Origin of the sequence: Paenarthrobacter sp. FR1, assembly GCF_051106045.1 — a bacterium.
Classification (GTDB): Bacteria; Actinomycetota; Actinomycetes; order Actinomycetales; family Micrococcaceae; genus Arthrobacter; species Arthrobacter nitroguajacolicus_A.
Genome location: NZ_JBPFSF010000005.1, coordinates 57,649 through 83,800, shown reverse-complemented (window position 1 = coordinate 83,800; position 26,152 = coordinate 57,649). Strand labels below are relative to the sequence as shown.

The 26,152-nt window shown below is 60.8% G+C and carries 30 protein-coding genes; 12 read left to right on the top strand and 18 right to left on the bottom strand.

The window, feature by feature from the left end; genetic code table 11:
- Positions 1-116: 116 nt before the first annotated feature.
- The gene (locus ACR30Z_RS11400) at positions 117-350 is read left to right on the top strand and encodes a PLDc N-terminal domain-containing protein (protein WP_434372644.1); all 234 of its coding nucleotides are present in this window, start codon (positions 117-119) and stop codon (positions 348-350) included.
- Between the two features lie 276 nt (positions 351-626).
- On the opposite strand, the gene ACR30Z_RS11395 is transcribed toward ACR30Z_RS11400, so the two are convergent.
- Entirely contained in the window at positions 627-1,193 is a 567-nt protein-coding gene (locus tag ACR30Z_RS11395; protein ID WP_434372643.1) for a type 1 glutamine amidotransferase domain-containing protein, read from the bottom strand.
- A 195-nt stretch (positions 1,194-1,388) separates the two neighbouring features.
- On the opposite strand from ACR30Z_RS11395, the gene ACR30Z_RS11390 reads away from it, so the two are divergent.
- The 4 genes from ACR30Z_RS11390 (at position 1,389) to ACR30Z_RS11375 (ending at position 3,026) form a co-directional block, all read left to right on the top strand.
- On the top strand, positions 1,389-1,880 hold the full coding sequence (locus tag ACR30Z_RS11390) for a DUF2975 domain-containing protein (protein ID WP_434372642.1): 492 nt from the start codon (positions 1,389-1,391) through the stop codon (positions 1,878-1,880).
- Complete coding sequence (locus ACR30Z_RS11385) at positions 1,880-2,155, top strand: helix-turn-helix domain-containing protein (RefSeq protein ID WP_434372641.1); 276 nt, start codon at positions 1,880-1,882, stop codon at positions 2,153-2,155. The genes ACR30Z_RS11390 and ACR30Z_RS11385 overlap by 1 nt, the downstream gene beginning before the upstream one ends.
- An 82-nt stretch (positions 2,156-2,237) precedes the next feature.
- A complete protein-coding gene (locus ACR30Z_RS11380) occupies positions 2,238-2,582 on the top strand; it encodes an alpha/beta fold hydrolase (protein ID WP_434372640.1) in 345 nt (114 codons plus the stop codon).
- 285 nt (positions 2,583-2,867) lie between these two features.
- Positions 2,868-3,026 (top strand): hypothetical protein, encoded by a 159-nt coding sequence (locus ACR30Z_RS11375; protein WP_434372638.1) that lies wholly within the window; start codon positions 2,868-2,870, stop codon positions 3,024-3,026.
- Positions 3,027-3,046: 20 nt separating this feature from the next.
- Here the strand turns inward: ACR30Z_RS11375 and ACR30Z_RS11370 are convergent, their stop codons facing one another.
- The 10 genes from ACR30Z_RS11370 to ACR30Z_RS11325 form a co-directional block, all read right to left on the bottom strand.
- Positions 3,047-3,844 carry a hypothetical protein gene (locus ACR30Z_RS11370; RefSeq protein ID WP_434372637.1) on the bottom strand — a complete coding sequence of 266 codons (798 nt, stop codon included), beginning with the start codon at positions 3,842-3,844 and terminating at the stop codon, positions 3,047-3,049.
- On the bottom strand, positions 3,841-4,557 hold the full coding sequence (locus tag ACR30Z_RS11365; protein WP_434372636.1) for an ABC transporter ATP-binding protein: 717 nt from the start codon (positions 4,555-4,557) through the stop codon (positions 3,841-3,843). The genes ACR30Z_RS11370 and ACR30Z_RS11365 overlap by 4 nt, the downstream gene beginning before the upstream one ends.
- Positions 4,558-4,586: 29 nt before the next feature.
- Entirely contained in the window at positions 4,587-5,408 is an 822-nt protein-coding gene (locus tag ACR30Z_RS11360; RefSeq protein ID WP_144649078.1) for a hypothetical protein, read from the bottom strand.
- A 64-nt stretch (positions 5,409-5,472) separates the two neighbouring features.
- Complete coding sequence (locus ACR30Z_RS11355) at positions 5,473-6,126, bottom strand: response regulator transcription factor (RefSeq protein WP_144649079.1); 654 nt, start codon at positions 6,124-6,126, stop codon at positions 5,473-5,475.
- Complete coding sequence (locus ACR30Z_RS11350; protein ID WP_144649080.1) at positions 6,123-7,277, bottom strand: sensor histidine kinase; 1,155 nt, start codon at positions 7,275-7,277, stop codon at positions 6,123-6,125. The genes ACR30Z_RS11355 and ACR30Z_RS11350 overlap by 4 nt, the downstream gene beginning before the upstream one ends.
- Positions 7,240-9,060 (bottom strand): ABC transporter ATP-binding protein, encoded by a 1,821-nt coding sequence (locus ACR30Z_RS11345; RefSeq protein WP_144649081.1) that lies wholly within the window; start codon positions 9,058-9,060, stop codon positions 7,240-7,242. Before ACR30Z_RS11345 ends, ACR30Z_RS11350 begins: the two co-directional genes overlap by 38 nt.
- Complete coding sequence (locus ACR30Z_RS11340; protein ID WP_144649082.1) at positions 9,057-9,488, bottom strand: lasso peptide biosynthesis B2 protein; 432 nt, start codon at positions 9,486-9,488, stop codon at positions 9,057-9,059. Before ACR30Z_RS11340 ends, ACR30Z_RS11345 begins: the two co-directional genes overlap by 4 nt.
- Positions 9,485-9,787: a PqqD family protein gene (locus ACR30Z_RS11335; protein WP_434372634.1), complete on the bottom strand. Its 303-nt coding sequence runs from the start codon at positions 9,785-9,787 to the stop codon at positions 9,485-9,487. The genes ACR30Z_RS11340 and ACR30Z_RS11335 overlap by 4 nt, the downstream gene beginning before the upstream one ends.
- A complete protein-coding gene (locus ACR30Z_RS11330; protein ID WP_434372632.1) occupies positions 9,784-11,448 on the bottom strand; it encodes an asparagine synthase-related protein in 1,665 nt (554 codons plus the stop codon). Before ACR30Z_RS11330 ends, ACR30Z_RS11335 begins: the two co-directional genes overlap by 4 nt.
- A 102-nt stretch (positions 11,449-11,550) precedes the next feature.
- Positions 11,551-11,682 carry a lasso RiPP family leader peptide-containing protein gene (locus ACR30Z_RS11325; protein ID WP_235036171.1) on the bottom strand — a complete coding sequence of 44 codons (132 nt, stop codon included), beginning with the start codon at positions 11,680-11,682 and terminating at the stop codon, positions 11,551-11,553.
- Positions 11,683-11,983: 301 nt separating this feature from the next.
- On the opposite strand from ACR30Z_RS11325, the gene ACR30Z_RS11320 reads away from it, so the two are divergent.
- Positions 11,984-12,595: a recombinase family protein gene (locus tag ACR30Z_RS11320; RefSeq protein WP_280115951.1), complete on the top strand. Its 612-nt coding sequence runs from the start codon at positions 11,984-11,986 to the stop codon at positions 12,593-12,595.
- On the opposite strand, the gene ACR30Z_RS11315 is transcribed toward ACR30Z_RS11320, so the two are convergent.
- Positions 12,592-13,440: a MurR/RpiR family transcriptional regulator gene (locus ACR30Z_RS11315; RefSeq protein ID WP_144649085.1), complete on the bottom strand. Its 849-nt coding sequence runs from the start codon at positions 13,438-13,440 to the stop codon at positions 12,592-12,594. The genes ACR30Z_RS11320 and ACR30Z_RS11315 overlap by 4 nt on opposite strands.
- A 149-nt stretch (positions 13,441-13,589) precedes the next feature.
- Between ACR30Z_RS11315 and ACR30Z_RS11310 the strand changes: the two genes are divergently transcribed.
- From ACR30Z_RS11310 to ACR30Z_RS11285, 6 genes are read left to right on the top strand one after another with little or no spacing between them, the layout of a single operon-like run.
- Positions 13,590-14,777, top strand: a complete 1,188-nt coding sequence (locus ACR30Z_RS11310) for a C45 family autoproteolytic acyltransferase/hydolase (protein ID WP_208759958.1) — start codon at positions 13,590-13,592, stop codon at positions 14,775-14,777.
- Positions 14,774-16,426, top strand: a complete 1,653-nt coding sequence (locus tag ACR30Z_RS11305; protein WP_434372629.1) for an ABC transporter substrate-binding protein — start codon at positions 14,774-14,776, stop codon at positions 16,424-16,426. The genes ACR30Z_RS11310 and ACR30Z_RS11305 overlap by 4 nt, the downstream gene beginning before the upstream one ends.
- 4 nt (positions 16,427-16,430) lie before the next feature.
- Positions 16,431-17,381, top strand: coding sequence for an ABC transporter permease (locus tag ACR30Z_RS11300; protein WP_434372628.1), 951 nt, complete (start codon positions 16,431-16,433; stop codon positions 17,379-17,381).
- Positions 17,378-18,241: an ABC transporter permease gene (locus tag ACR30Z_RS11295; protein WP_144649088.1), complete on the top strand. Its 864-nt coding sequence runs from the start codon at positions 17,378-17,380 to the stop codon at positions 18,239-18,241. The genes ACR30Z_RS11300 and ACR30Z_RS11295 overlap by 4 nt, the downstream gene beginning before the upstream one ends.
- Positions 18,242-18,244: 3 nt before the next feature.
- Positions 18,245-19,054 carry an ABC transporter ATP-binding protein gene (locus ACR30Z_RS11290; RefSeq protein WP_144649089.1) on the top strand — a complete coding sequence of 270 codons (810 nt, stop codon included), beginning with the start codon at positions 18,245-18,247 and terminating at the stop codon, positions 19,052-19,054.
- On the top strand, positions 19,051-19,872 hold the full coding sequence (locus ACR30Z_RS11285) for an ABC transporter ATP-binding protein (protein ID WP_434372626.1): 822 nt from the start codon (positions 19,051-19,053) through the stop codon (positions 19,870-19,872). Before ACR30Z_RS11290 ends, ACR30Z_RS11285 begins: the two co-directional genes overlap by 4 nt.
- Before the next feature lie 10 nt (positions 19,873-19,882).
- Here the strand turns inward: ACR30Z_RS11285 and ACR30Z_RS11280 are convergent, their stop codons facing one another.
- From ACR30Z_RS11280 to ACR30Z_RS11255, 6 genes are all read right to left on the bottom strand, one after another.
- Positions 19,883-20,956, bottom strand: a complete 1,074-nt coding sequence (locus ACR30Z_RS11280) for a hypothetical protein (protein ID WP_434372625.1) — start codon at positions 20,954-20,956, stop codon at positions 19,883-19,885.
- A complete protein-coding gene (locus tag ACR30Z_RS11275; protein ID WP_434372623.1) occupies positions 20,953-21,612 on the bottom strand; it encodes an ATP-binding cassette domain-containing protein in 660 nt (219 codons plus the stop codon). The genes ACR30Z_RS11280 and ACR30Z_RS11275 overlap by 4 nt, the downstream gene beginning before the upstream one ends.
- Positions 21,603-22,619: a hypothetical protein gene (locus tag ACR30Z_RS11270; RefSeq protein WP_434372622.1), complete on the bottom strand. Its 1,017-nt coding sequence runs from the start codon at positions 22,617-22,619 to the stop codon at positions 21,603-21,605. The genes ACR30Z_RS11275 and ACR30Z_RS11270 overlap by 10 nt, the downstream gene beginning before the upstream one ends.
- 17 nt (positions 22,620-22,636) lie before the next feature.
- The gene (locus tag ACR30Z_RS11265) at positions 22,637-23,290 is read right to left on the bottom strand and encodes a hypothetical protein (protein WP_434372621.1); all 654 of its coding nucleotides are present in this window, start codon (positions 23,288-23,290) and stop codon (positions 22,637-22,639) included.
- A 698-nt stretch (positions 23,291-23,988) separates the two neighbouring features.
- Positions 23,989-24,546: a hypothetical protein gene (locus ACR30Z_RS11260; protein WP_434372620.1), complete on the bottom strand. Its 558-nt coding sequence runs from the start codon at positions 24,544-24,546 to the stop codon at positions 23,989-23,991.
- 52 nt (positions 24,547-24,598) lie between these two features.
- On the bottom strand, positions 24,599-25,954 hold the full coding sequence (locus tag ACR30Z_RS11255) for a uracil-xanthine permease family protein (protein WP_434372619.1): 1,356 nt from the start codon (positions 25,952-25,954) through the stop codon (positions 24,599-24,601).
- Positions 25,955-26,152 lie beyond the last annotated feature (198 nt).

The following is a 26,152-nucleotide window of genomic DNA, read 5'->3' as shown; positions in this document are numbered from 1 at the left end:
TCAAAGGACTCGGGACGGCTGACTGTTGTACGTGAGCGCGCCAGAGGTAGGGTGTCAGGTTCAAACCTGAGTGCGTAAACACTGCAATAGCGAAATTTGGGGGACATGTGTTCTGGATGCAAGCCGGACTCGAAAGTACCAATCCGATCATTCCGACGACTGTTGAGACCACGGTCCTCTTAGCCGGCCTCGTTCTCATCGCGCTGTTAGTCACTGCGTTGGTCAGTATCCTGCGGAGCAGGAGGCTGACCCCAGGCGGCACCGTGCTGTGGATCCTGATCGTGTTTGCCTTCCCTGCACTGGGCCCTCTTCTTTGGTTCATTGCCGGGCGCAGCGCGTCCGACACTTAAGAAGCCAGTTCCTGAGCGTGCACATTGGCCCTCTGCAGCCCGATGGGGCAGGACTCTCTCCGACCTCAACCGTCCTGTATACCGGTGGTTCAGCGCCATACGGAGCTGCCCGGTAGAGGATCCCCTTGCGGGCACCCGTGCGGCATCGAGCGACAGCAAGGAGCCCGCCACTGAGGGCGCGAACCAGGCTGACCTGCCGGCGAAACGGCAAGTGCCGCCGTCGTACTTCTTGTGAAAGTACGACGGCGGCACTCGCGTTCAGGACGCTGGTGGCCACTAAGCGGTCTGGCCGGCGTGCTGGCCTTCCGAGATCTCTTCAACAACCTTGGCGTTGAAGGCTGGGAGGTCGTCTGGGTTTCGGCTGGTGACCAAACCCTGATCGCACACCACTTCTTCGTCGGTCCAGTTGGCGCCAGCGTTCTTCAGGTCCGATTGGAGGGTGTGGTACGAGGTGACGTTGCGGCTCTTGATCACGCCGGCGTCGATGAGGATCCACGGTCCGTGGCAGATCGAAGCCACGGGCTTGTGCTGCTCGAAGAATGCGCGCGTGAAGTTCTGTGCGTCCTTGTCCACGCGGAGGTTGTCCGCGTTCACGACGCCACCCGGGAGTACCAGTGCGTCGAAGTCGGCGGCGTTAGCGTCAGCCACTGCGAGGTCGACGTCGAACGTGTCGCCCTTGTCCACGCCGTTGAATCCTTGGAGTTTTCCTTTGGAGAGGGCCACAAGGGTGGGCTCGCCGCCGGCGTCCTTGACGGCCTGCCACGGGCTGGTGAGCTCCACTTGCTCAACGCCGTCCGTCAAAAGGAATGCGACCTTCTTGCCTGCGATGTTGTGTTCTGACATTGTTCCTCCTCGTTGCGCAGCGGGGTGCTTTTTGGGCGAGGCCGCCGCTGTGAGAGTTGTTTGTCTGACCTGTTCCACCCTAGGGAACCTCGCTTTAGTAAGCAAGCTGACTAATTTCACGAGGGCACTGATGTCTTGTGTTGGAGTATCGAATATCGATAGAATCTCATTGTTGTTCGATAAAGGAGGCGTTCCATGGGAAAGCTGACGATTCTCGCGCTGAGGATTGTGATTGCGATGGTGCTGGCGGGTTCGCTGTTCGTGCAGGTATGGATGGTGCCGCTGCTCTCGGCTGACCTCGTGGAGGCGGGTGCCCCCGACGGTCCACGGATTGCCTTGCTTGCCATCGTGGTCCTGGGGATCCTGTGTGTGCAGGTGGTTGCGGTCTGCGTGTGGCGATTGCTGACGATGGTGCGCCGCGGGACGGTGTTCTCTCACGGGGCTTTCCGGTTCGTGGACCTAATCTTCGGGGCCATTTCTTTTGCCGCCCTGTTGATGTTTTCCATTGCGGTGCTGTTGGCGCCCGGGGAGACTGCGCCGGGCATTGTGATGCTGATCTGCGGGGCTGCGTTGATGATCGGGGGAGTGGCGCTGCTGGTGCTGGTATTGCGGACGCTGCTGGCCCAGGCCGTCAAGCGCGACGTCGAAGCCGCTGGCTTGCGGGCAGAGCTGGACGAGGTGATCTGATGCCGATCATCGTGGATATCGACGTCATGCTGGCCAAGCGCAAGATGGCGGTGGGCGTACTCGCGGAGCGGGTAGGAATCACGCCGGCCAACTTGGCTGTTCTCAAGAATGGGAGGGCGAAGGCTGTCCGATTCACTACTTTGGAAGCACTGTGCGAGGTGCTGGAGTGCCAGCCGGGAGACTTGCTGCGGTGGGAAGCTGAGGGGGCCGCTTCCACGGTGGAAATGGACGACGACGGCGCGCGGCCGGCTCTGCGGGGCGGTTCAGAAGCGTAGGCCGGTCCCTCGAAAACGACCAGCGGGGCTCGTTCCTCCAGGCCAAACCGAAGCGGGGCCTGAGATCGACAGCGCAGACGCTGTGGCAAACGCCGTTGCCTTGTTTGCTCGGGAGACTTTCGGCGATGAGGAGTTTGCAGTCCTCGGGAATTCCTTCGGGGGCATGATTGCCCGTCATTTGATAGGCGAATTTGGGGAGCAAGTGCTGGGGGTTGCACTCCTTTGTCCGGTGGTGGTTGCGGATCACGGCTTAAGAACGCTGCCCAACCGGACAGTCATTGAAACGGATCCAGCGCTGTTAGCGACGCTGGAACCGGCAGACGCTGCGGAGTATGAATCCATGGCTGTGGTCCAATCCCCGGAGAACTGGTTTCGTTTCCGGATGCGGTGCTCCCAGGGCTGCGGATCTTTGACCAGGCTGCGATAGAGCGAATTTCGGATAACTATGTGCTCAGTGAAGAGCCGGAGGGACGGTTCGCCACCTTTCAAGGGCCCGCTCTGATCGTGGCAGGGCGCCAGGACCACGTGGTCGGGTTCCAGGATCAGATTGCCTTGGCCAACAGTTACGCGCAGTCCACAGTTGTTGTTCTCGACCATGCTGGCCACAACGCGCACTTGGATCAGCCCTTCCTCACAGGGGCCCTCGTCAGTTGCTCTCAACTCACTCGGTCAGCGACCCAACCACAGAGAGGTAGAGCATTTCCTCCGTGTCATGCGTACCCGCGACGGCTGCCTGGTTCTCACCGATCCCTTCTATGCCGACGGCCCCAACCTGTACGCCGCTGCTGCGACCACGCCCGGCCTCGTTGCCGCCCGGATTCCGAAGGACGGAGCCAAGCCCGACGGCGGTCCTCGCCTTAGGAGAAGGTGAGGACCGCCGTCGTGGTTCAGCTATCCACGGGCGTCCCGCGTGCTGAACTTGAACCCTGCGACGGCCACGAGGCCGGCTGTCCAAGTGAAAGTGACTATCGCAGCGGTGAGGGTACCCAGGTCCGCGTCCGGGTAGGACCCCGTAACCAAGCCTGGGTCGAAGAGCAGGACCCCGGCCACGGTGGGTAGATAGGCAAAAGCCGGGGTCAGCAGGAGCAACATCAGCGACAGTTGTGAAACCACAATCAGCGCAAACAGCGGTATCAGCGTCTGCTTGAGCAAGATGCCCAGCGCGAACCCAATGAGGGCTATGGCATCCCAGAAAGCGATGGCACCAACCCAGCGGAGAATAAGGCTTGCCGGAACGGTCCCGTTCACCACGGAAAGTTCGCCGAGACCGGATTGGGACAACAGGCTCAACAGCGGGATGGTCACCAGGCCCAGCAGCGTGACGAACGCTGTCAACGCAGTGCATTTCGCCAAGTACAGGCGCTCGCGGTTCGGCGCGGCCACCAGGCTGGTCCGCAGTTGGCCCGACACGTACTCACTCGATGCGGAAATGACGCCGATAACAATGATTCCAATCAGTCCCAGCGCAACCCAGTCGAAGCCCACCGTCTCCGGACTCGCCCCTGGGGCAAGCCCGGGGTCATTGGTTCGGAGCGCATCCCCCACCGGGGCCGCCTGGGACCATCCGATGAGGACGACGATGAGCCACGTCAGGGCTGCAGTGATCCACACGGACCTTAATGTGATGAGTTTGGTGATTTCGGCGCGGAACAGACTCGGCTTTCGGGCAGTGGCCACCAGGGTACTCATGCGGCGTTTCCCTTAGCTGCGTTGCCGGTCCAGTCGAAGTAGGCGGCTTCCAGGTCATGATGACCGGCGACCAGGTCATCGACGTTTCCGGACCGAACAATGCGGCCACCGGAAATGACGACGATGTGGTCAGCGACATGCTGGACCTCATTAATGAGATGGCTGGAAATAAGGACAGTCTTGCCGTTGGCTGCAAGGGTCCTCAGGAGGCCCCGGATCCAGCGGATACCTTCGGGATCCAAGCCGTTGGTCGGCTCATCGAGAACAATAATGCGTGGATCGCCGAGAAGGGCCGCGGCGATCCCCAGCCGCTGACCCATACCGAGTGAGTAGGCTCCCACGCGCTTCCGGGCGGCGTCCGAAAGTCCGACGAGCTCCAGAACTTCACTGATCCTCGAGTGCGGAATGCCGTTGGATTGAGCCAGCCACGTGAGATGGGCCTTGGCCGTGCGGCCCTTGTGGGCTCCTGAGCCATCGAACTGAGCCCCGACGGTCCACAGAGGAGCGGTGAGGTCCCGGTATGGCTTTCCTTCGATGAGAGCGGACCCGCTGTCCGCCCGATCGAGGCCTAGAAGCAGTCGGAAAGTGGTCGACTTTCCGGCCCCGTTCGGGCCGAGAAAGGCGGTGACTTTCCCGGGCTCTGCCGTCAGTGAGACGTCGATGATTCCATCCGACTGCCCGTATTTCTTGTTCAAGTTCTTTATCTCGATCACTGTCTGATCTCCTTGGTAGTCGATGTCACTTAGCGGCGAACTGGCTGGCGGCGGAACAGCACAAGAGCAGCGACCAGCGCCGCGACCACCCACGCCGCGAGGACCAATCCACCCGTTGCAGGTCCCAAGTCGCCCGGCGCAGAAGGTGGCAGTTGGTAGAGCTGGGCTCCCGCCTGATCCGGCAGGAACTTGGCGAGGGGGGTGATGTTCACCATGTAGGTGGAGACAATGAGGGCCATCGCCAAGACCGTGCCCATGGCCGCCAATCCGCTGCGAAGGACCACTGACAAGGCGTAGGTGAACAGGGCGATGAGTATCCAGTAAAGGACCACGCCCCACAGGATTCCTGATGCCGCTTGTGGAGTTGCTGTTATCTGGCTTGTTTCGGTGGTGCAGTCGATGACCACGCAACGAATCCCTGCCGACCCGAACACGCTCAGGACAGCCGTGATGAAAACGGCAGCGACAATCACGATCGCTTTGGCCGCCAACACGGCACTGCGCTGCGGGAGGCTGATCAAGGTGCTCCGAAGAGAGCCGCTGTCCGATTCCTGGTGCATCGACCACGCCGCAAGAAGGATGACCCCTATTTGTCCATAGTGAAGGATGACCAGAAAGGCTGTGCCTCCCTCAAGGCCAGCTGCCTCCTCCGGCCTCCCTGCCTTGTGGGCAGCGTCGATCAGGTTTGTCAGTATCCAGGAAAGAAACACCGTAAGCAGCACCGTTCCTGCCATGGTGTTGAAGCAAAGACGCAGTGTCAGGAGTTTGGTGGTTTCGGCCCTGACGGCGCGGGCCATGGTTGTTCGTGGCCCCGGCTGCACGTCGAAGGTCGCTCTGGAAGATGCTGGCATTACTCAAGTCAATCCGGCCCAGCATCGCTTGTCTGTCTGCAGGTGTTGACAGTCGTGGCACGTTCTAAACGGGCGAAGGGCCCACCAGGCCGCCTTCGTAGGCGATGACAACGAGTTGGGCTCTGTCCCGTGCGTCCAGTTTCGTCAGGATTCTACTCACGTAAGTCCGCACAGTGGTTCGCGTGAGAAACAGGGCGGCTGCTATCTCGTTGTTGGAGGCACCTTGTCCGATGAGGGTCAAGGTTTCGCGTTCGCGGACTGTCAGTTCACTGAGGCGGTCGTGTGCGGCTGGGCGCAGGGTGAAGCGATCTATGAGACGGCGGGTAATCTCCGGGGCGAGGAGCGCGTTTCCCTCATGTGCTGTACGGATTGCCTTGAGGATGTCGGGCAGCGGCGCGTTCTTGAGGAGAAAGCCGGAGGCGCCCTGGCGAAGTGCTTGGTACACGTAATCGTCCATATCGAAGGTGGTCAGCATGACCAACCGGGTGCGGGACTGCCGTGAGGCCAGAATGCCAGCAGCTTCAAGGCCTGTCATCCGCGGCATTCGAACATCCATGAGCGCCACATCCGGTTGATGCTCCAGGATGGACTCCACGGCCTCCGCGCCGTCCACAGCCACGGCAGACACCGCCATGTCCGGCTCATCGTCGATCAACAGGCGCAGTGACGTCCTGATGTGAGGATCGTCGTCTGCGATGAGGACACTGATCTCATTCATCGGCTGTGCACCCTCCCTGCAGTTCCCGGCAGTGAAACCGCCACACGGTATCCATTGGCGTCCCGTCCGGCTTCAAAGGTTCCGCCCAATAACTGAGCCCGTTCACGCATTCCTGTGAGGCCGTGACCGTTCTTGGAAGCCAAAGGCGCCCCCGGACCGTCGTCGAGGACGCTGATTCTCAGGTCACCTTCCTCAGTCCTGATGGTGATCCGGCAGGTTCCTGCTCCGGAATGCCGAATCACGTTCGTCAGGGCTTCCTGAATGATTCGATACGCGGTGGTTCGCTGGATGGCAGGAAGGTCCTGGGCGCTTTCATCGGCGTCGATCACGACAGATATACCGGCCCTTATGGCCGGCTGCGACAGCTCCCGCACCAGTTCAGGAAGGCTTCCCGGCGGTGCGTCATCACCCGTTTCGCTACGTTCCTGGCGCATTAAGACCTGCAGTTGGCCCAACGCATCACGGGCATCGGACTCGATGCCCTGCAGCGCAGATCGCAGATCGTCGGTGGTGGACGACTTTACATGCGCCACGACGCCCGCCCGCACCCCAATCCCACCCAGGGTGTGGGACAGCACGTCGTGGATATCCCGGGCGAGGCGAAGCCGTTCCTGCGCCCGGGCATTGCGCTCGGTTTCATAACGCATGCGTTGGGTGCGGATTCCCAAGACCCACGCTGCCCCGATGATGACAGCGCCCAGGATGATGCCCCGGATGCGTGCTTCGGCACCCTCCGCGGAGACCAGAAGCAAGGACGTGAACAGAAGAATTTCCAGCACGATCAGCCATGCAGGAAAGAGGCGTGTCCCGAATCGTTCCGCGGCAACGTACAGGCAGAGCCCTGTTACCAGGAAAGGATCCTCTGTCATTCCCAAGCTCCAGCCAACGGCCGTCACAACACCGGTCCACGCGGCGGCAAACCAAGGAAACCTTGACCGAAGGCAGAGTCCCAGGACAACAAGGCCACCCAAAGCCAGTTGGAACAGCCTGCCGGGTGATTCCGGCGGAACCACGGTGATCCAAAGCCCTGCCACCACGATGAGGCCGACCAGAACGTTCAGTAGAACGGGAATGATCGTTTCCCGGACTACGGAGAGGCGAACGTTTTCTGGATCAGCGCTTTGCGTCGTGCTCGGGTGTCGTTGCGTCATAGGCCATCTCACTTGTCAGGAATTGGTTCTGAGCGAGTTCCCGATAAAGAGGCGACGTCTGCATCAATTCTGTGTGGGTACCGCTTGCCACGACCTTGCCTTCATCGAGCACCAGGATCAAGTCAGAGCTTTGCACGGTGGCGAGGCGGTGGGCAACGATGACCAAGGTGCAACCCGAAGTTACGTCGGCGATGAGCTCCCTCACCTTTTCCTCGCTCACCCCGTCCAGGTTGGAGGTTGATTCGTCCAGGAGAAGCATTGAAGGGTTTGCGAGCAAGGCTCGGGCCACAGCAATTCGCTGCCGTTCTCCCCCGGAGAGGAGCACGGCTCCCTCGCCGACTTCCGCGTCGAGGCCAAGTTCTGACCTCTGAAGGACAGCCGTGAGATTCAGCCGTTCCAGAATGGCCATCATGTCCTCGTCGGAGGCATCCGGATTCCCTATATTCAGGTTGTCCCGGAGGGTTCCGGCAACAGCGGGAGCGTCCTGCTCGACATAGGCGATATTGGCCCGGACCGCCGACCTTGCTACTTGGTCAACGTCGGTTCCGCCGAACAGGATTTGCCCATCGGAAGCATCGTAGAAGCGGGCTATAAGGTTCAGGATGGTGCTCTTGCCGGCCCCGGATGGGCCGACGATTGCAACCCGCTGACGGGATTCGATCTGGAATGAGACATCGCTCAACGTTGAACGCCGACTGGGCCCCTCCGTCTCCCCGGAAGGATGGTCGTACTCAAAGCTCACCCCACGGAAAACCAAGCTGGAATCCCTGATGGTGGGGACCACGTTGCCCACAACGACGGGCGCGTCCTGTTCGGTGGGGAGCTGCAGGATCTCGTTAATGCGCGCCACGCCTCCAAGCGCCTCCCCGATGGCACTCACGGTTCCGAAGAGTTGGCCGAGGGGCATGATGAGGAGGAACAGGAAGAGTATGAACGAAACGAGGTCTGCCACCGTCAGTTCGCCCGATGCCACTCTTAGCCCGCCAACTCCGATAACGGCAAGGAAGGTCACTTGCATAGCGATGGAGGAAATCGGCGATACCAAGGCTGTGGTGGCCGCAACACGCAGTCCAATGGTCCAGACGCCGTTCGCGTCTTCCTTAACGCGTTGGGATTCACGTGTACTTGCGTTGGCTGCACGCACAGTTCGTGTCGCCCGGATGGCGCGGTCCATGGAGGACGAGAGTTTCCCCAGGGCAGTTTGAACCCCGAGGCTGGCGCGTTCGATGTAGGAGGTGACCCAAACGACCGCTGCGACCGAGACCAGGGCGGCTCCAAGGGCAATGATCACCAGAACCGGATCCAGGAAGAGCATTGCCACGAGCGCGCCGATGATGGTGAAAACGCCTGCGAAGGATTCCACAAAGCCCTGGCTGAGCATGTTCCGGATGACTGTGGTGTCGGTGGTGACACGGGCGACGAGATCGCCTACTCGGCGCTGGTCCAATGTGGGCACCGGCAGGTGAAGTATGTGGTCGATGAGGTTGTGGCGCGACCTCCTAATGGCCGTCTCGGCGGTGCGCTGGATCAGGTACTGCCTGATGCCACCAAGAACTCCCCCCACCAGGATGAGCCCGCCAACAAGCCACGGCAGGACTTCCAAGGGCTTGGATGCGCTGACCCGGTCGATCACTTCACGGACCAGCAAAGGTTGCGCCAAGGAAAGCGCAGATCCTAAAAGGCTGAGAAGAACGATGAGGACAACGAGTCGGCGTTGAACGGCTACGTGGCGGAATAGTTCGGTCAGCCCGGCGCGTCGAGAGGTATTGGCTGTGGTCTTCATTTGTTACTCGCTTCTCCGGGCTGAGCCACGGTGAGGACGGGGACGTAGCTGCGGATACGATGGGGCTCGTCGATCGGCACCCCGTCCACTTCAATCCATGCATGGGCGGCGAATGGCTCAAGTTGATAGCCCGTTTTCCATCCCGGTGAGTGGCCTTCCATGCGGCACAGCATGAAGGCTGCGATCGACCGCTGCAGGCACCCCTCGCCGGCGCAGCGGGCGCTGACGGCACAGACGGCTGCCCGCATGAGGCGTGCTTGATGGGCGGTGGTGGAACGGTGCGAATGTGAAAGACCATGGAGAACTGACTGAAGAAGCGCCGGTGGCAGCAAGGTCATGACCCAAGCGACGCCGACCACCGCGTGGGTCCGCAACCGGAACAGCCCCTGTGGCATGACGGTTGGCTGTGGACTGATGGGAAGGCTCATGGGCTGACCCTCCGAATAATTCCGGAACGCTGCAGTTCATCAATCAAAGTGTGGACGTCCTGACGCACCCGGTGGTGGTCAACTCCATAGGATTCAGAGATTTTGTCGACGACGTCTCCCACCTCGAGATTTTGCTCGATTGCAGCTATGGCGTCGGCTGCTGTGGCGTTTCCACGCCAGTAAGTGCCGCCTCGGGCGTCGAACACCGTTATCCCGTCATCATCTACGTTGAAGGTAATTTTCGGTGATGGTTGGAATACGTCTCCAGCTTGGACGGTGCGGGTTGTCTTCTTCCTCATTGAATGGCCCTGACCCATCTCTCGACGCCGGCGAGTTGTTCGATTTCAAAGAGTTCGTCCGTGCTGACTACCGGCATGCTCAAGGCATCGCGTACAGCGTCAGCGTTGATATGGCCCATGTCCACCAGATAGCTTTCGTCGAAAAGGCGGGACAGATCGTGTCGGCGCTTCTTGTACTCGGTGAACAGGTCGGAGCTGTATTCACCCTTGTCTTCGCGGGTGAACAGCCAACGGGGGGCAACAGGCTCCGTCGCCCGCGCCAGGAGCGGTTTGCTATCGCGGGTTCCAACGAGGATGTCAGTAGGCAGGCTCAGAATGAGACGGACTACCGCATCGTCCAAGAAGGGCGCCTCCCAAGCGACGCCGAGGTGTTCGTAGGCATGGCCCACTTGCCGCACAACTTCGCCTTGGAACATGACTGCCTCGGTCATCTGATGCCTGAAGCGATCCTTATGGTGCGGGCGGGCTCCCTGTGTGAGCGCATCCTTCACTTTTTGTGCCACTACTTCCCGGGTTTCTGCTGTGGCGAATTTAGAAATGCCGAAGCCGGGCGCCCATGAGAAGGCCTCGGCCGGCCCCACGATGTTCCCCGCCTGGGCTTCAATACGCCGTAGCATCTCAGTTTCAAAGTTGACGTTGGACCCCACCGCTCGGGCTACTGCCAGCGTGGACCACCGCTGCATTTTGCCTAGCCGGCGAATGATCCGGAGGCCGGCCTTCCACGATGGAGTCGTGAGGAGATCCAAGGCGGTTGCGGGAAGTGGATCAAACAATTCGTCGCCACCAACTCCCGTCAGGTGAGCCTTGACGCCACGCCGGGAGGCATCTGTGAGCAAAAATCCGAGGTGCTTGGAATTCCCGGCCCATGCCAGCGGACCGTCATCGAGGCTCTGGATGTTCTGGTCGAATTCGCTGAACGCGCCTGATGTGGCGGTCAGTGACTCCAGCTCAGTGAATTGCCCGCGTAGTTCCGAAGCTGCTCGACGCGCGTACTGGCTATCCCGGTTATGGGGATCGTCCGTACCCGCATGGTAGTAAATGCTCTCTTCCTGAAGTGAATCCAGAATGTAGGCCAGGCTGGTTGAATCCATGCCGCCGGACACATCAGCGCTCAATTTCCCGTAGGACAGGATGCGGCGTTCCATGGACCGTGTCAGTTCAGCCAGCAGCAGTTCAGCCGCCTCGGATAGATCCAGGGTGGGGTGGTCCGCCGCAACTGCTTGGTCCAGTACCTTGGGACGCCCATTGTGGTAGGTGAGCGTGGAACCTGGTGCCACTGCATTGATTCCTTCCCAGAACGGAAGGTGGCGCAGGAAGCCAGGCAAATTTGTGCACAGGGCCAGACGGACCCTGCTGTCATCGAGCTTGCTGTGGGCAATTCGCCGCAGTGCTCCCTGGGACGTCGAGGCAACCGGCACTCCGCCGACGTCGGTCCAGTACAGGGCCTCTGCCGTTGAAATTGATCCGGTGGTGGCGCGTGCGTAGCCCGGGGTTGCGCCATGGTCATCACGCAAATGTTGGCGGGAGACAGCGGAATCCCTCACTTGCCGCTCACTGAGCCTGGAATCGAGGATGGTGACATCGGCGCTGGACGGCAACGCCGTTGATTCGTCGATCAATCCCGAGGCACTGCCCCTGTTGGCTAAGAAGAGTTGTGGCATTGAGTCCTGGCACCTGACGTGTGATGGAGCGAATGAAAGCCTGATGCAGAACGGGAGCCTCGTCACTATGACGAGGCTCCCGCTCGTACCTCTGTACTGCTATCAGCCGATGTCGACCTTAACGAATGCCCGACCGCCGAAGATGTCGCGCCAGCGCCCGAACCAAACACCGTTTGTCACTTCACGGAACGAACCCACCCGCGCTACACGCGGAGCAGAATAGTTGCTTTTCATCATCATCCCTCCTCCCTAGGTGATAATTACACGGCTACTTTGCCGGTTGTAACTCGAGTATCACTTCTGGTCGAGAACGTGACAAGAGCCATCAAGGGCTTTCTTAAAGTTGTTTTAGTTTCTAATTCCGTTATGTCATACTGGCGAGGCGGATGCTGTGGTCCCAGCCATGGCAGGATCGCTGTTGCGCTTCCCAGAAGTCATTATCTGGCTCCTGTGAAGGCTGTATACCCGCTGAGCCTAATTGCAGATAGTTATGCGTCAAAACTCAATACGGTATTCAAATAATTTCAACTCAAAAATGGGGGTTTTTGGGAAATTGGAAAGACTCAATATTTCTATTGGTTACGCCAGGGAAAGCACGTTTGGGCCGTCCCTTGAGGACCAGGTCCAAGTGCTCAAGGCAGCCGGAGCAGTGGATGTCTATGAGGAGCGAGCAACCGGGGCCACTGAACTCAGGGGGCAATGGGAAGCCTGCTTCGAGGCGCTCAAGCCGGGGGACTCGCTGCTCGTGAGCGACTTGACGAGGCTGGGCCGCAGTACCTCGGACTTGGTGGGCATCATTGCACTGCTGGCCGAGCGGAGCGTGAGCTTTCGGGTAGTGGCGGAACCGTGGTTGGATACCGGAGGCGAGCACGGTCGGGTGATCCTTGGGTTGTTCGAATCCATAGCGAACTACGAACGCAGCAGGTTGTCCGAGCGAACCACGGTGGGGCTCGCGGCAGCCCGGGCCCGTGGGCGCCTGGGCGGGCGGCCGCCGGCGATGACCCCGCACAAACTGGAAGCGGCGCGGAACCTCAGGAGCAAGAAGATGACTCTCAGCGAGATCGCTGACACCTTGGGAGTCAGTACGTCCACAGTCGCAAGAGCGCTGAGCGGTCCCCTCCAGGCCGCTGCGGATCGGCGGGCTTAGTACCCCAGCTGCTCGCGCAACGACGTGAGCTGGTGCGACGATTCCACCGCTTGCTCGTGGTCCACAGAGACCAGGGCCTGCACCAGGACGTCGCTAAGGACTATCGAGGGCAGCGCTTCCGTGGTCATGCCGGTCGGGGTGTGCGGGGCGAGAATGACGGTATCGGCGAGGTCGTGCAGTGCGGAATCCGGCTCATCGGTCAGGAGAACTATGGAGGCACCTACTGAGCGGGCACGCTTAAGCAGCACCTCGACGTCGACAGTTACTCGTCCCGGAGCGAAGACCACCACAACGTCCTGGCTCCCAAGCTGGAGCAAATCATCCGCGAGCCGGAAGCCGTCACTGGAGATGCACCGTGCCCGCCGGCCGATCCGATTGCAGCGCAGGGCAAGGTTGAGGGCGGCGATGCCGGATGCGCCCACGCCATAACTGACAATCGTGGAACCTCTCATGAGAAGTTCGACGGCGGGAGCGATCGCCTCCGCGGGGTCGGCGCTGGAGGCGAGTTCCAGCCGGTCCTTGGCCTCGGACCATACGTTTTGCCAGATGTCTTCGATGCTGGCACCCATATGGTCGATTCGCTGTTGCATGCGAACTTCCGGGGCCACCGTTGAGGTGAAGGGGGTTGCGATGTCCCTTTTGAGCTCTTGCAGGCCTGAATATTCCAACGACTGTACGGTGCGGACGACCGTGGCGCTGCTGGTGCCGCTCTCCGCGCCGAGTTCCTGCGCGCTCGCGTAGAGGAGCCGTTCCGGCGAGCTGTTGGTGAGGAACGTGCTCACTGTCCGCTCGGCCTTGGAGAGCCTCTCCCAGTGCTCGCGAACGCGACCGCGCAAATTAATCATGCCCCGATTTTTCGTAACGTCTGTTACAGAAGTCACATCGGATGTACTATTCATTCTAAAGAAGCCCTCACTTGTAACGGTTGTTCCAAAGATACCCCTTCCACACACGGATGACAGTGAGCCCCTACCGAATGAAAGGCCCTACGGATATGAGCAACACATCCTTGCGGATCGTGGAGATCTCCGGACCTCCGCTGGAGCGGGGGAGGCAGTACGGAAGTGCTGCCACAGACCTGATCACCAAAGCCATCGATTTTTACACCGAGGCTTTCCAGCAGCAGACAGGTTTGACCTGGGACCAGCTGCGCCACAGGGCGGAACGCTGGATGGGCCTGTGCACACAGACGGCCCCGGACCTGGTGACTGAAATGCGCGGCATTGCCGAGGGCAGCGGCCGGGACGTCCTGGACATCATGGTGCTGAACCTCAGGGGCGAGATCATCTACGATGCTGGCTTCGCCAAGGCCTCCCAGCCGGAGGAGCGCGACGATGTGGACGGATGCACCTCCTTCGTCCTGACGGATGGAGCTGCAGGCGACGGCCACATGTACGTGGGCCAGAACTGGGACTGGCGCTTCGGGGCCCAGGACACCGTGATGATCCTCCGGATCGTGCAGGACCCAAAGCCCACGTTGATCATGCAGGTTGAAGCCGGTCAGATCGGCCGCCACGGAGCCAACTCAGCAGGCATCGCCCTCAACGCGAACGGACTCGGAGGGCGGTTCACCGACGAACTCGGCATGCCGCAGACCTTCATCCGCCGCATGGTGCTGGATCAATCAGAGCTGCCGGATGCGTTGAACACGCTCTTCCGCCAGAAACCCCACATCGCCAGCAACGCCGTACTGTCCCACCGTTCCGGCTTCTCCATCGACGTGGAAACCACCCCCGGCAGCAACGGCTGGATGTACCCGGACAAGTCCGGGGTACTGGTTCACGGCAATCACTACGAGGCCTTCATGCCGGTGCAACTGGCAGCCACCTACCGTCCGGTTTCCGTGGATTCGCTCTTCCGGGTCCCGCAGGCACGGCGGGGGCTGGAGCGGGTCAGTGCAGCCACAAGCAGCACTCAGTCCCGTGAACTCATCAAAGCAGCAATGTCGGACCACCTTGGCTTTCCCGAATCCGTCTGCACCCATCCGGACGAGCGACGTCCCCACGTCCGTCAGTGGTCCACCCTGCTCTCAAGCTGCGTAGACCTCACTACAGGCGAATACCTGGTCACCAACGGAACCCCGTGCGACCACGACTACGAAGTAATCCCTTGGAACCTCTACGACGGACCCGGTTCCACCCACGACTCCTTCAACCCCACCATTGCAGAGGTATCACTGTGAAACGCAACGATAGCTTCAAGCCGTTCGCCAGAGCCGGCATCCTTGCCGGGGCCACGGCCCTCACGCTGGCGATGAGTGCCTGCGGTGCATCCAGCCCGCAGGCCCAGAGCACCCCCACGGATGTTTCCTTCGGCCCCACCACCTCTGAAGCCGCAGGCAAGATCGCTTCCTTCACGTGGATGATCACCCAGGAACCGGCCACCTTTGACCTGGACATCGACAGCGCCACGGCCGAGAACACCATCATGTCCAACGTGTGCGAACGCTTGATGCAGCTCCAGCCGGACCTGACCACCAAGCCGCACTTGGCGGAGAAAGCCGAATGGACCTCAGACACCACAGTGGTGTTCTCGCTCCGCAACGATGTCACCTTCCACGACGGCACACCCATGACAGCCGACGACGTGCTGTGGAGCATGCAGCGGCACGCGGCCAAGGGCGCTGACGAATCCGATGAATACGCCAACGTCACCGACATGGCCAAAACCGGTGACAACCAAATCACCGTCACCCTCAAACAACGCGACGCCATCTTCCTCCAAGCAATGGCCGGTAACGGCGGAATCATCCTCAACCGCAAAGTGGTGGAAGCCCAAGGCGCCAACTACGGGTCGCCGTCGGCTCCTGACGCTTGCTCAGGTCCGCTGAAGCTCGAGAAGTGGTCCGCAGGTTCCAACATCACCCTCACAAAGGCCGCTGACTACTGGGATGCTGACAAAGCTTCCCTGGCAGACAGCATCACCTTCCGCTGGGCTGACGACAACGCGATCGTCAATGCGCTCACCAGCGGTGAAGCCCAAGGCGCGTACCTGGACAGCCCCGCGACTGCCGGACCGCTGCAGAAGAGCGACAAAGTTCAGATCGCCCAAGGACCGTCCACCAACGTATGGTCGCTCATCGCCACGGAACGCGGCGCCCTCAAGGATGAACGGATCCGCCAAGCACTGTCTCTGGCGTTGAACCGGCAGGGTGTTGCCCAGGCCGCGTTCGGCGGGCTGGCCAAGCCGTGGAAGACGCCGGTAGGCCCGGGAGCGTGGGGCTACGAAGAGCCGACGTTCAACAGTGCCTACGAAGCTCTGGCAGGCGCACCGGCACAGCCGTCCAAGGACGACCTGGAGAAAGCAAAGAAGCTGGTGCAGGAAGCAGGCGTGCCGGCAGAACCGATCGTGGTGGCCAACAGCGGCGACTCCATCCGGAACGTCATCTCCAGCGCCTTGGTGGAAGCCGCGCAGAAGATCGGCCTGAAAGCCGAGATCGTCACCATCCCGCGCCAGCAGTACGGCGACTTCTACTCGGACGCATCCCTGAGGGCGCAAGCCGACCTCTTCTCCGACGAGTACTACATCTCCAAGAACGACCCCGTGGGCTTTTACAAAAACGGTGCCTCCACAGCGAAGGTCAACTTCGTGAAGTTCACCGGAGAGGGCTACGACAACAAGGTCAAGCAAGCCCAGGCCACCACCGATGATGCCGCCCGCGCCAAGCTCGCCATCGAGCTGGAGAAGCAGTGGACCGACGCCGTGGTCTGGATCCCGGTGGCTCACACGCCGGCAACCATCGCCATGGCCAAAGACATCACCGGGGCTCCGTCATCAGCGTCGTTCCTCTACTACCCGTGGGCCGCGGACGTCGGCAGCAGCAAGAAGTGACGCCATGATCCGTGCAGCAACCCGCCTGGCGGGAATGATCCTGACCTTGGTGGTGAGCTCGTTCATCATCTTCGCCGCAATGTATGCGGCGCCCGGAGACCCCGTCACGTTCCTGATCGGCAACCCGGAGAACATCACCCCCGAACGTGTGGCCGAGGTCAAGGCACAGTACAACCTGGATCAGCCGCTCCTTGTGCAGTACGGGCTGTGGGCTTCCCAGGCCTTCGTCGGAAACCTTGGCACGTCCTTCCAGTACCACCAGCCAGTGGCTGAACTGATGGCCACCCGGCTTCCCGCCACCCTCGCGCTCGTAGCCATTGCGTCGGTCCTGTTCATCGTGGCCGGTGTAGGCCTGGGCATCCTGTCCGCTCTTCGTCAAGGCAAACGCACCGACTCCACTATCACTGCGGCCACTACGCTTGCGGCGTCGGTTCCGTCGTTCGTGATCGGCCTGCTGCTGGTGTCCATCTTCTCGGTCCAACTGGGATGGTTCCCCGTCTCGGGTGCCGGCGAAGGGTTCCTGGACCGGCTGCACCACCTCGCGCTGCCCGCAGTGGCACTGGCCGTTGGCGCCGTCGCAATTGTCAGCAGGGTGACCCGGCAATCCATGGTGGAGCAACTGTCCATGGACCATGTGGAAGCGGCCCGCAGCTTCGGGCTGGCACCCGCCAAGTTGATCCGCCGGCATGTGCTGCGCAACGCGTGGGGACCCATCCTCACCATGGTGGCGCTGGTGGTGGCCAGCATGCTGGCCGGGACGGTCGTCGTCGAAAGCGTCTTTGGCATCAGCGGCGTCGGCAAGCTGCTGGTGGACGCCATCAACACCCACGACTTCCCCGTGGTGCAGGCGGTACTCCTCTACATGGTCATTACGTACATGGTGGTGACCACCCTGGTGGACCTGGTCCACCCGTTGCTTGATCCGCGCATCAAGGCAAAGGACAAGAAATCATGAGCTCCCTCTCGACGTCCACGCTGGCGTCCACCCCGGTAATCGGCAGGAAGAAGCGCGACGTTGCCTACCTTCTGAGCCTCGGATTCCTCCTCATTGTGGTGGCCGCGGCGCTGCTTGCCCCGTGGGTTGCGCCCTATGCCGCCAACGCCGTGGACTTCACCGCGATCTGGCAAGCACCGGGCGCCGGGCATCTGCTCGGTACTGACCAAGTGGGCCAGGATCTGTTCTCGCGACTCATCCACGGCGCCCGCGAATCGCTCCTCGGACCGCTGGCCCTCTTGGCGTTGGCGACGCTGTTTGGGGTGACCATCGGCACTGTTGCTGCCTGGAACGGTGGCTGGCTCGATGTCCTCCTGGCGCGCATCACCGATGTCATGTTCGCCTTCCCCGGGCTGCTGTTCGTGGTCCTGGTGATTGCCGTCTTTGGCAAAGGACCCGCGACGGCGATAGTCGCCTTGGCGCTCGCCTACGCACCCGTGATCGCGAAGTTCACACGGTCCCTTGCGCTCGCCGAAATGGCCCGGCCGTACGTGGATGCGTACCGCGTGCAAGGCGTGGGCGGATTCCTCCTCTGCGTCCGCTACATCATCCCCAACCTGACCCCGCCGCTCCTGGGCTACCTTGTGGTGCTGTTCGGCGAAGGCCTGATGAGCCTGGCGACACTCAGCTTCCTTGGGTTCGGCGCCCAACCGCCCAGCTCCGAATGGGGACTCATGGTCCAGGAAGGCCAGTCCGGCATCATCCAAGGCCACATCTGGCCGACGCTGGTTCCCGGCGCAGCCATCGCCGCCGTCGTGGTGGCCGTCAACGTGGTGGGCGTGCGGCTGTCCGACCGCCTGAACTCACGGTTTGAGAGGTAAGAAATGCTGCTCGACATAGACAATCTCAGCCTGACCATCACGGCTAACGGGCTCGTTAACCCCATCTTGGACACCGTGAGTCTCTCCGTTGACGCCGGGGAAGTGGTGGGCCTGGTGGGCGAATCCGGTTCCGGTAAGTCCACCACCGCCCGAGCCGTGCTGAGGCTGTATCCCCATACGGCCGCCGTCGAAGGTTCCATCACGGTGGGCGGGACGGAAGTCCTTTCTGCCTCCCGGGATGAGCTTCACCGCGTGCGTTCCTCCGAGGCCGCGATGATTCATCAGGACCCGCGGGCGGCGCTCAACCCGGTCCGGCGGATCGGTGACTCGCTGACCGAACGGCTGGTGCACGTGCTGGGAGTCAGCCGTTCGGACGCTGCCGCGGCCGGGCTGGAACTCCTTGCCGCCGTCGGGATCCGGCAGCCTGAAGAGCGGATGCGCCAGTACCCGCACGAGCTCTCCGGCGGCATGCTTCAGCGCGTCGTGATCGCTGCAGCGCTCACCGGACAGCCCAAACTGCTGCTGGCAGACGAGGCCACCAGTGCGCTGGACGTCACTACCCAAGCCGAAGTCCTGGCGATCCTGCGGGACCTTCAGGTGCAACGGGGGCTGGGCGTCCTGCTGATCACCCACGACCTCCACCTGGCTGCCGCCTACTGCGACCGCGTCTATGTGATGTACCGCGGGCGGATCGTGGAGGAACTGCGCGGCAACGACCTCTTTCACGGGGCGCAACACGAATACACCCGCCGGCTGTTGTCTGCCGTTCCGGCTATCGGCCATCTTCCCAACTCAGAAAGCAGGGCATCATGAGCGAGTACGTCCTGGAGGTCGACGGCCTGCAGAAGGCCTTCCGCGTGGGAGCGGGCGAGGTTGTGGCCTGCAACAACGTGAGCTTCACCATTCCGCCTGGCGGCTCCATGGGACTGGTGGGGGAGTCCGGGTCCGGCAAGAGCACCATCGCACGTATGTTGGTGGGCCTTGAAACGCCCGACGCCGGCACTATCCACGTGCGGGGACGGCAGCTTGGGCTACGGGAGCGGGGACGCGCAGCCCGCCTGCGGCGTGCCAAGGAGATCCAGATGGTGTTCCAGGATCCGTACGGCTCATTGGATCGTCGGCTGACCGTGGCGCAGTGTTTGGACCAGGCGATGCGGTTGCATGGTGTTTCTGGTTCTGCGCGTGTTGCTGCGCTGCTGGATCAAGTTGGCTTGCTGGCGAAGCATGGTGACTCCAAGCCGCACCAGCTCAGCGGCGGTCAGCGGCAACGCGTGGCCATTGCCCGATGCTTGGCGATTGAGCCGTCGGTACTGGTGCTGGACGAGGCTGTGTCCGCGCTGGATGTTTCGGTACAGGCGCAGATCCTTGCCCTGTTGAACGAGATCCGAGCCTCTTCCGGGATCGCGCTGTTGTTCGTGAGCCACGACCTTGCTGTGGTTTCCGAGGTCACCGACGATGTCCTGGTCATGTACCGGGGATCGATCCTGGAGCAGGGTCCTACGGGCCGGGTGCTGAATGCGCCGGAGCACAGTTACACGAAGCTGCTCATTTCCTCGATGCCCGGGCCGGGGTGGGATCCTGCCGATGTGCTGGAGCGGCGGGCGGCGTTCGAGGCGGAGGTGGGGGTTTGAGGTTGGTGGTTTAGGTTCGTTCCTTGAAGTACTTGAAGAGCCGGGACTCGCGGGTTAAAGCAGCGAGAAGGAGGCTACCAGTGATAGCGCCGAGAATGCCCAGCCCACCAATCACGAGCAAATGTCCATAGAGTGCGTCAGCGATCAATGGCGCGGCCAGACGTGCGCCCAAGAGCACGCCAGCTATTGCGACAAGCCCGGCGACGCCAGCCCAAATCACTGATTCAAACAAAGCGATTAAGGTGAGATCCCCACGAGCAACGCCTGCGTGAAGCGACGACGCGTATTCGAGTCGTCGGCGGGCCCCACCCAAGAGCCCGATGATCATTCCCAGTGCGGACGAAGTGGCCGGCGCAAAGCGCGTGATACGGCCTTCGTATTGGTCAGCACCCGTGAAGACAAGGCCGAGGGTAGGGTTCAATGTCGAAACAGCCGTGGACGCTTCGCCGGGACCTTCGTTTCGAGAGGTGCGAATAAGAGAGTCCATGCCCGCTGTAGAAGGCCAAACATCAGCCCAGCATTCGTCAAACATTCCGGCCCCCAAAGACGGGAACAGTACCGTATTGGCAAGTCGGCTGTCTCGACCATCATCTTCGGCATAGGGGAACACTGCTGCCACGGACATCGAGCCGCGATCGGTCTCCAAGGTGTCTCCTCTTTGAATCTTCCAGCGCTTTGCGAGCGGTTCTGGGATGAGCACTCCGGCGTTCAATGCCACTTCCAGGCCAAGGACGGCTTGAAATCCGAGCGTCGTCTCAAAGGCCGGCACTGCGACTCCGGGCAGACTGGAGATGCCAAGTGGTGGCGCGGCCTTCATGGCCCCGGCAGACTGAATGCCTCTTGTCTTCGAGAGAGCGTCACACCGTTTGGGATCAATGCCCGCCTCGGCTTTCAGCACGCGAACTGAAGCCGCGGCTGAGTGGTAGTCCCGCGCACGTTTGTCCAGAGCTGAGACAGTCCATAACTCGGCACAAGCTGTAAGCGTGATGGCGAGTAGGAGCGCGACGGACAGCCAGCCAGCCTTGGATGCGCCGCTTTGTACGTTACGCCAGGCCTCGCGGAGAACTTCAGGTAGGCGCATCACGTGATGCGGTTCCCTCTGCCAAGAAGAGAGAGGTCCAGAACGTCCGAACACGCATCCAGCGTGTCCTGGTCGTGGCTGGCCACGATGACAATTGCACCACGTTGAGCGAGTCTGCCAAGCACGCAGTTGATGGTGGCAGCTGTGGCACGATCAAGCTGTGCTGTTGGCTCATCTACCAAGATGAGGTCTGGATTCCCCGCTGCTGCACGCGCGAGCATCAGGCGCTGTGCCTCTCCGCCTGAAAGGAGAGAGAAGCGCTTGCCGGCACTTCCCTGTAACCCAAATTCCGCAAGCCGCTGAAGGGCCAGATCCTCGCTGTGAGCCCGTGAATGTCCTACAGCCAAGTATGGCAAAGTGACATGATCCAGGGCAGTCCGCTGGGGAACGCCCAGAGGATTCTGAAAAACCCAGCGAACCGTAGAAACTTTGGTCCGCTCTACATATCCTTCTTTAGGAACTTCCCAACCTGCAATGATGGACAACAGGGTCGATTTTCCCGAACCCGAGGGTCCTCGAAGGCCCCACACGGAATTGGATGTGAACTCTGCCTTCAGGTTGCGGAAAAGGAAGCGATCTTCTTCGAATCCGTGACCGACGCCGTTAAGGTTCAACCTTGCGGAGGGCGGAGCATGGCCCAACGCGCTATCTAGTGGCATTGTTTTTCTCCGATAGCCTCGCCCAGGAGGACTTCATCCGGAACTGTGCTCTGGAACATTGCGAGCACAGACCCGGCACTCGACCCCGCAATGGCGATGTGGAGAGTGGTGCCGTCTGTCGATTTGACGCAGGCAGTCTCTTGCCGGGCGCCGAACACAGCGGAGACGGGAACTCTTGCAACCATTAGAGGAGAGCTTAGAGCCGTCTTGATACTTAACGGCTTCGGCCCGCTACCCGATTGTGAAGCAGCAAACTCAGGACTCGAAGACACTTCCGCCAGCAGGGCCTTATCTGTGACCAGACCATCAACAGACACCGATGCCGAGACAGTGCTGAAGGAAGCGATCCTTGGCCCGGAGGTTGGTGGCTGGCCAGGTGGAAAGACAACACGCAGGCTGCTCACAGAACCAACGATGGTAATGAACGGGGAACCGGGAACGTATTGCGATCCGAGCAGGGCATTACAGGACTTCACTCGCACGCTCGCAGCAGGTAGCCAGAGAACTTCTTCCCTGTGCAGCATTCCATCACGATTCTTCAGGGACAGGTCGGTCTGGATCTTGAAAATAGCGTCCCTGAGGTCTTGGCCGTATGCGCCCTTCTCCTGCAGATCAAGCCCCATCTCCTTGAACTGTGCCCGGAGCGCTTCCACGTCCGATCCCGCTGTTCCCGGCCCGATGTCTCTATAGAACGGCACCGCCGAATGGAGCCCGAGAACGGGCTGACCATTCAGCGACGCCACCACGTGTCCAGATTCGATCGTGCCACCAGCCATGCAAACCGACGATGTGACGGTACCCGGGAGGGTCAGAGTGGCTTCAACGGGCTGATCTGCTTCAATTTCCGCGGCCACTGTACGCTCATCACGATATTCGGTCAGGGTGACCGCCGCAGAAGTCGCTTCGCCCGCTGGGCTGAGGGAGGCGGGCGGGGCGAGGGCGGTCGCTCCAAAGAGCACCACTCCAGCCGTAGCCGCACTTGAAATACCAACGAGCGCATAAGGCAACCATGGCTTTCTCACACCTAGGGCACCGCTTTCGCGATAGTCATGTTTGCGCCGATGAAACAAGCTTGCGCTTCATCCCCATGAGCGTCGAAGGGAAGGGAATCACCGAGAGCGCTTCCTCCTCCGTTTCTTTCCGAGCCGATGGCTTTTCTAAGATCCTCTGCTGAAAATGTCGAGTCCACCATGCCTTTGGCTTCGAGGCACTTGTGCGCGATTTCGTAGGGGTTCGCCAGCAATTCGGGATTTCCTTGCTGAATGCCGTAGAGCTCGCCGACCTCATTGGTTGTACCCTGCTGACATTTAGTCACGAGTGACATCGCGGATTCAACTGATTCCCCGTCTGATAGAGGCGTGTTCTCAATCCGGTAGAGTCCGTTGCTAAGGCGAGTCAGTGTGACAGGCTTTCCGGACGTTGCCATGCAGTGCGCGAAACGGCTATATGCCTCGTCGTAATCCGCTTGTTCTATTCGTCCTGAATTCTTAGCCCTCTCCAGGACTTCCCTGTCGAACTCTTGGAGTGTGGGGTCCTTGAGTGCGTTAACCACCAGTTCGGTGAAGTTGTTCGCAATGTGCCGCCGCTCGGAACCCCCTTGGTCGCCGCCTGAGCATGCGGCGACCAAAGGGAGGGTGCAAGCGAGGACGACTAACGAAGTGAAGGATGTGATTTTCATCGACGTCATCGAACGGAGTCCGTCGTTATGCGATGCGAATTTGGTAGGCCTCGTGGGTCCAGCTGTAGCCGCTAACGTGACCAACAGAATGAGACCATGAGGGTGCCCCGTAGTACCAAAAGTTGCCAAGGCGCGCAACAGACTGAACGCGTTGACTATTGTTGAAAACCCACACTTCGGCGTGTGCATCCCACCAATTCGACCAATTGTTGGTCATGCCATTGACTGCAGCGGATGAGGGAATTGCTGCTGAAACAGCAATTCCGCCAGCGATGGCGACAGCACTCACGCCTGAGACTAGCTTCTTCAAAATGGATAAAGTCAAAGTAGATCCCCAATGTTAGTTCCGGATCGCCGTCCGGATGGGGAATGTCTACCAATTCGAACTGGGTGACGCAAATTTGGAATGTTGGTCGGCCTTGTTAGTTGCGAGTTTTGCATCCGTAATCACGGGAATAACTTTCAGATATGTGATTTCCATCACATATCTGTTCCGTCGGCTGGTTCGGAGCGAAACGTCATTGTCGTCCGGTCATCAGGCTATGCTGCGAGGCGACTGGGGCGCACATCAAATTGTGCAGCGACGGCTGTTTCAAGCCAGCCTGATAAAGGTAGTAAGAGAACGTCAGCTTGTGGAGAAATGCCCCCGCGTGGCGATATGCGTGACATGGTGCACCTGAAGGTTCATCCCAGCAAGATCAGGATGGTGGCCGTCCCGGCTGAACGAAGTCCCGCGCGACTAATTGCCCGTTGGCGTCGTAGGTCTCAGTCCAGCCCTTATACGTCGTTCCACTAAAGCCCATCTCGCTATCGCCAAAGGAGGCCCAGGGGTCTCCTGCGTCGTGAGGTGCTACGAGAACACCACTTGGCAGCAACACTGAACTCAGGTTCCCATTCGAATCTCTGATGATGGTCGCGCAACGTTCGCTGGGCGGCCACTCCGTCACCACGTCGTCGTAGTACACGCATTCCAGATTTGCGATGTAGCCGTCGTTGTCGAGGAGACAGAGCACTGAACACCCAACACCTGAAGGCCGTCCAAGTTCAAACAGCTCAACAGGCAGGAGGCGGAGCCGAGAAGCCAACGGAGCCTGTGAGCGGTCCACGAAAAGTCTGATCGAAGGACACCCGCAAATGCAGTCCGGTTCGACTCCGCGGATGTTCATCGCCTGCCTGCGGAATTCGCTGGCACCCTCGAACTCTATGGAAAGAAGTCGGTTGAGGATCTCTTGCTCGATGCCGGTGATGGAGCGCATGCCCCAGCATCGCACGAGAATGCGACGCCCATCAGCATTCCCGAAGACTCCCCTACTTCCCCTTCTTTCCTGTCCGCTTAGCCGCAGCATTCATCGCCGACTTCACCGCAGGCGGCAGCCCCGCCGTCTCGGTCTCCGGCTCAGCGACGGTCCCGCGCCAGTGGGCCAGCCCCTTCATGCCGTGGTAGATCACCAGTGCAGCAGCGGAGCCAAGGGCAATGCCCGTGAACTTCAGCTCACCAATGGTCCAGGTGTAGTCAGCAATGCCGATAATCAGAGCCACGGCGGCCGTCGTCAGGTTGATCGGGTTGGAGAAGTTGACCTTGTTCTGTACCCAGATCTTCACACCGAGCACGCCGATCATGCCGTACAGCATGGTCGCGGCGCCGCCCAAGACACCCGGCGGGACGGTCGCGATCAGTTCGCCGAATTTCGGGGAGAAGCTCAGCAGGATGGCGAAGATACCGGCCACCCAGTAGGCCGCCGTCGAATAGACCTTTGTGGCGGCCATGACGCCGATGTTCTCCGCGTACGTCGTGGTACCGGAGCCGCCGCCGAACCCGGCAAGGACCGTCGCGGCGCCGTCGGCCATCAGCGCGCGGCCGGAGACGCCGTCGAGGTTCTGGCCGGTCATCGCGGCCACTGACTTCACGTGCCCCACGTTCTCAGCAACGAGCACCAGCACCACAGGCACGAACAGACCCACCACGCCGATGTGGAACTCAGGCGTCTGGAACAGCGGCAGGCCAACCCACGCGGCGCCGTCCATCTTTTCGTAAGAAACCTCGCCGCGCATCATCGCCACGAGATACCCCACTACAACGCCTACGAGGATGCTCAGGCGCCCAAGGATTCCGCGGAACAGAACAGATACCAGAATGATCGTCACCAGCGTGATCAGCGCGGTAACCGGCGCGAGGTCGAAGTTCGCCTTCGCGGCCGGCGCCAGGTTCAGGCCGATCAGCGCCACAATGGCGCCGGTGACGATCGGCGGCATGAGCCGGTTGATCCATTCGGCTCCGAACTTCTGGACCACCGCACCTATAAGCGCCAGTACGACGCCGGCAAGCACCACGCCGCCCAAGGCGCCACCAACGCCGTACTGCTGCTGGGACGCCATGATCGGGGCGATGAACGCGAAGCTGGACCCCAGGTAGCTGGGCACTCGGCCCTTGGTGATGACGAGGAACAACAGCGTGCCGATACCCGAGAAGAACAGCGTGGTGGCCGGTGGCATGCCCGTAATGATGGGGACCAGGAAGGTGGCGCCGAACATGGCAACCACGTGCTGCATGCCGATGCCGATGGTCAGGGGCCACGCCAGCCGCTCGTCGGGAGCCACCACGTGGCCGGGGCGGATGGACTTGCCGTTGCCGTGAAGCTTCCATTTGATGCCGAGCATGCTCATGGCGGGCCTTCCTCAGAAGAGTGTTGGGATTCGGTGCAACATTACCGCCATTGCGGGGCCCGCTCTACGCGCCTCGCGCGCTGAATAGGGCGCAAATCGGGCCCCGCAACGCAGATCCCGCAAGGGGCTATGTGCCCAACGTCACGGGCCGTCACGGGAAGAGGACAAGGGAAGTTGAAGTTGCAACCATGGAAAGCA

Coding starts and splice junctions, on each gene's coding strand:
- ACR30Z_RS11400 (WP_434372644.1), top strand. CDS start 117: ATGCAAGCCGGACTCGAAAGTACCAATCCGATCATTCCGACGACTGTT.
- ACR30Z_RS11395 (WP_434372643.1), bottom strand. CDS start 1,193: ATGTCAGAACACAACATCGCAGGCAAGAAGGTCGCATTCCTTTTGACG.
- ACR30Z_RS11390 (WP_434372642.1), top strand. CDS start 1,389: ATGGGAAAGCTGACGATTCTCGCGCTGAGGATTGTGATTGCGATGGTG.
- ACR30Z_RS11385 (WP_434372641.1), top strand. CDS start 1,880: ATGCCGATCATCGTGGATATCGACGTCATGCTGGCCAAGCGCAAGATG.
- ACR30Z_RS11375 (WP_434372638.1), top strand. CDS start 2,868: ATGCGTACCCGCGACGGCTGCCTGGTTCTCACCGATCCCTTCTATGCC.
- ACR30Z_RS11370 (WP_434372637.1), bottom strand. CDS start 3,844: ATGAGTACCCTGGTGGCCACTGCCCGAAAGCCGAGTCTGTTCCGCGCC.
- ACR30Z_RS11360 (WP_144649078.1), bottom strand. CDS start 5,408: ATGCCAGCATCTTCCAGAGCGACCTTCGACGTGCAGCCGGGGCCACGA.
- ACR30Z_RS11355 (WP_144649079.1), bottom strand. CDS start 6,126: ATGAATGAGATCAGTGTCCTCATCGCAGACGACGATCCTCACATCAGG.
- ACR30Z_RS11350 (WP_144649080.1), bottom strand. CDS start 7,277: ATGACGCAACGACACCCGAGCACGACGCAAAGCGCTGATCCAGAAAAC.
- ACR30Z_RS11345 (WP_144649081.1), bottom strand. CDS start 9,060: ATGAAGACCACAGCCAATACCTCTCGACGCGCCGGGCTGACCGAACTA.
- ACR30Z_RS11340 (WP_144649082.1), bottom strand. CDS start 9,488: ATGAGCCTTCCCATCAGTCCACAGCCAACCGTCATGCCACAGGGGCTG.
- ACR30Z_RS11335 (WP_434372634.1), bottom strand. CDS start 9,787: ATGAGGAAGAAGACAACCCGCACCGTCCAAGCTGGAGACGTATTCCAA.
- ACR30Z_RS11330 (WP_434372632.1), bottom strand. CDS start 11,448: ATGCCACAACTCTTCTTAGCCAACAGGGGCAGTGCCTCGGGATTGATC.
- ACR30Z_RS11325 (WP_235036171.1), bottom strand. CDS start 11,682: ATGAAAAGCAACTATTCTGCTCCGCGTGTAGCGCGGGTGGGTTCGTTC.
- ACR30Z_RS11320 (WP_280115951.1), top strand. CDS start 11,984: ATGGGGGTTTTTGGGAAATTGGAAAGACTCAATATTTCTATTGGTTAC.
- ACR30Z_RS11315 (WP_144649085.1), bottom strand. CDS start 13,440: ATGATTAATTTGCGCGGTCGCGTTCGCGAGCACTGGGAGAGGCTCTCC.
- ACR30Z_RS11310 (WP_208759958.1), top strand. CDS start 13,590: ATGAGCAACACATCCTTGCGGATCGTGGAGATCTCCGGACCTCCGCTG.
- ACR30Z_RS11300 (WP_434372628.1), top strand. CDS start 16,431: ATGATCCGTGCAGCAACCCGCCTGGCGGGAATGATCCTGACCTTGGTG.
- ACR30Z_RS11295 (WP_144649088.1), top strand. CDS start 17,378: ATGAGCTCCCTCTCGACGTCCACGCTGGCGTCCACCCCGGTAATCGGC.
- ACR30Z_RS11290 (WP_144649089.1), top strand. CDS start 18,245: ATGCTGCTCGACATAGACAATCTCAGCCTGACCATCACGGCTAACGGG.
- ACR30Z_RS11285 (WP_434372626.1), top strand. CDS start 19,051: ATGAGCGAGTACGTCCTGGAGGTCGACGGCCTGCAGAAGGCCTTCCGC.
- ACR30Z_RS11275 (WP_434372623.1), bottom strand. CDS start 21,612: ATGCCACTAGATAGCGCGTTGGGCCATGCTCCGCCCTCCGCAAGGTTG.
- ACR30Z_RS11265 (WP_434372621.1), bottom strand. CDS start 23,290: ATGAAAATCACATCCTTCACTTCGTTAGTCGTCCTCGCTTGCACCCTC.
- ACR30Z_RS11260 (WP_434372620.1), bottom strand. CDS start 24,546: ATGCGCTCCATCACCGGCATCGAGCAAGAGATCCTCAACCGACTTCTT.
- ACR30Z_RS11255 (WP_434372619.1), bottom strand. CDS start 25,954: ATGAGCATGCTCGGCATCAAATGGAAGCTTCACGGCAACGGCAAGTCC.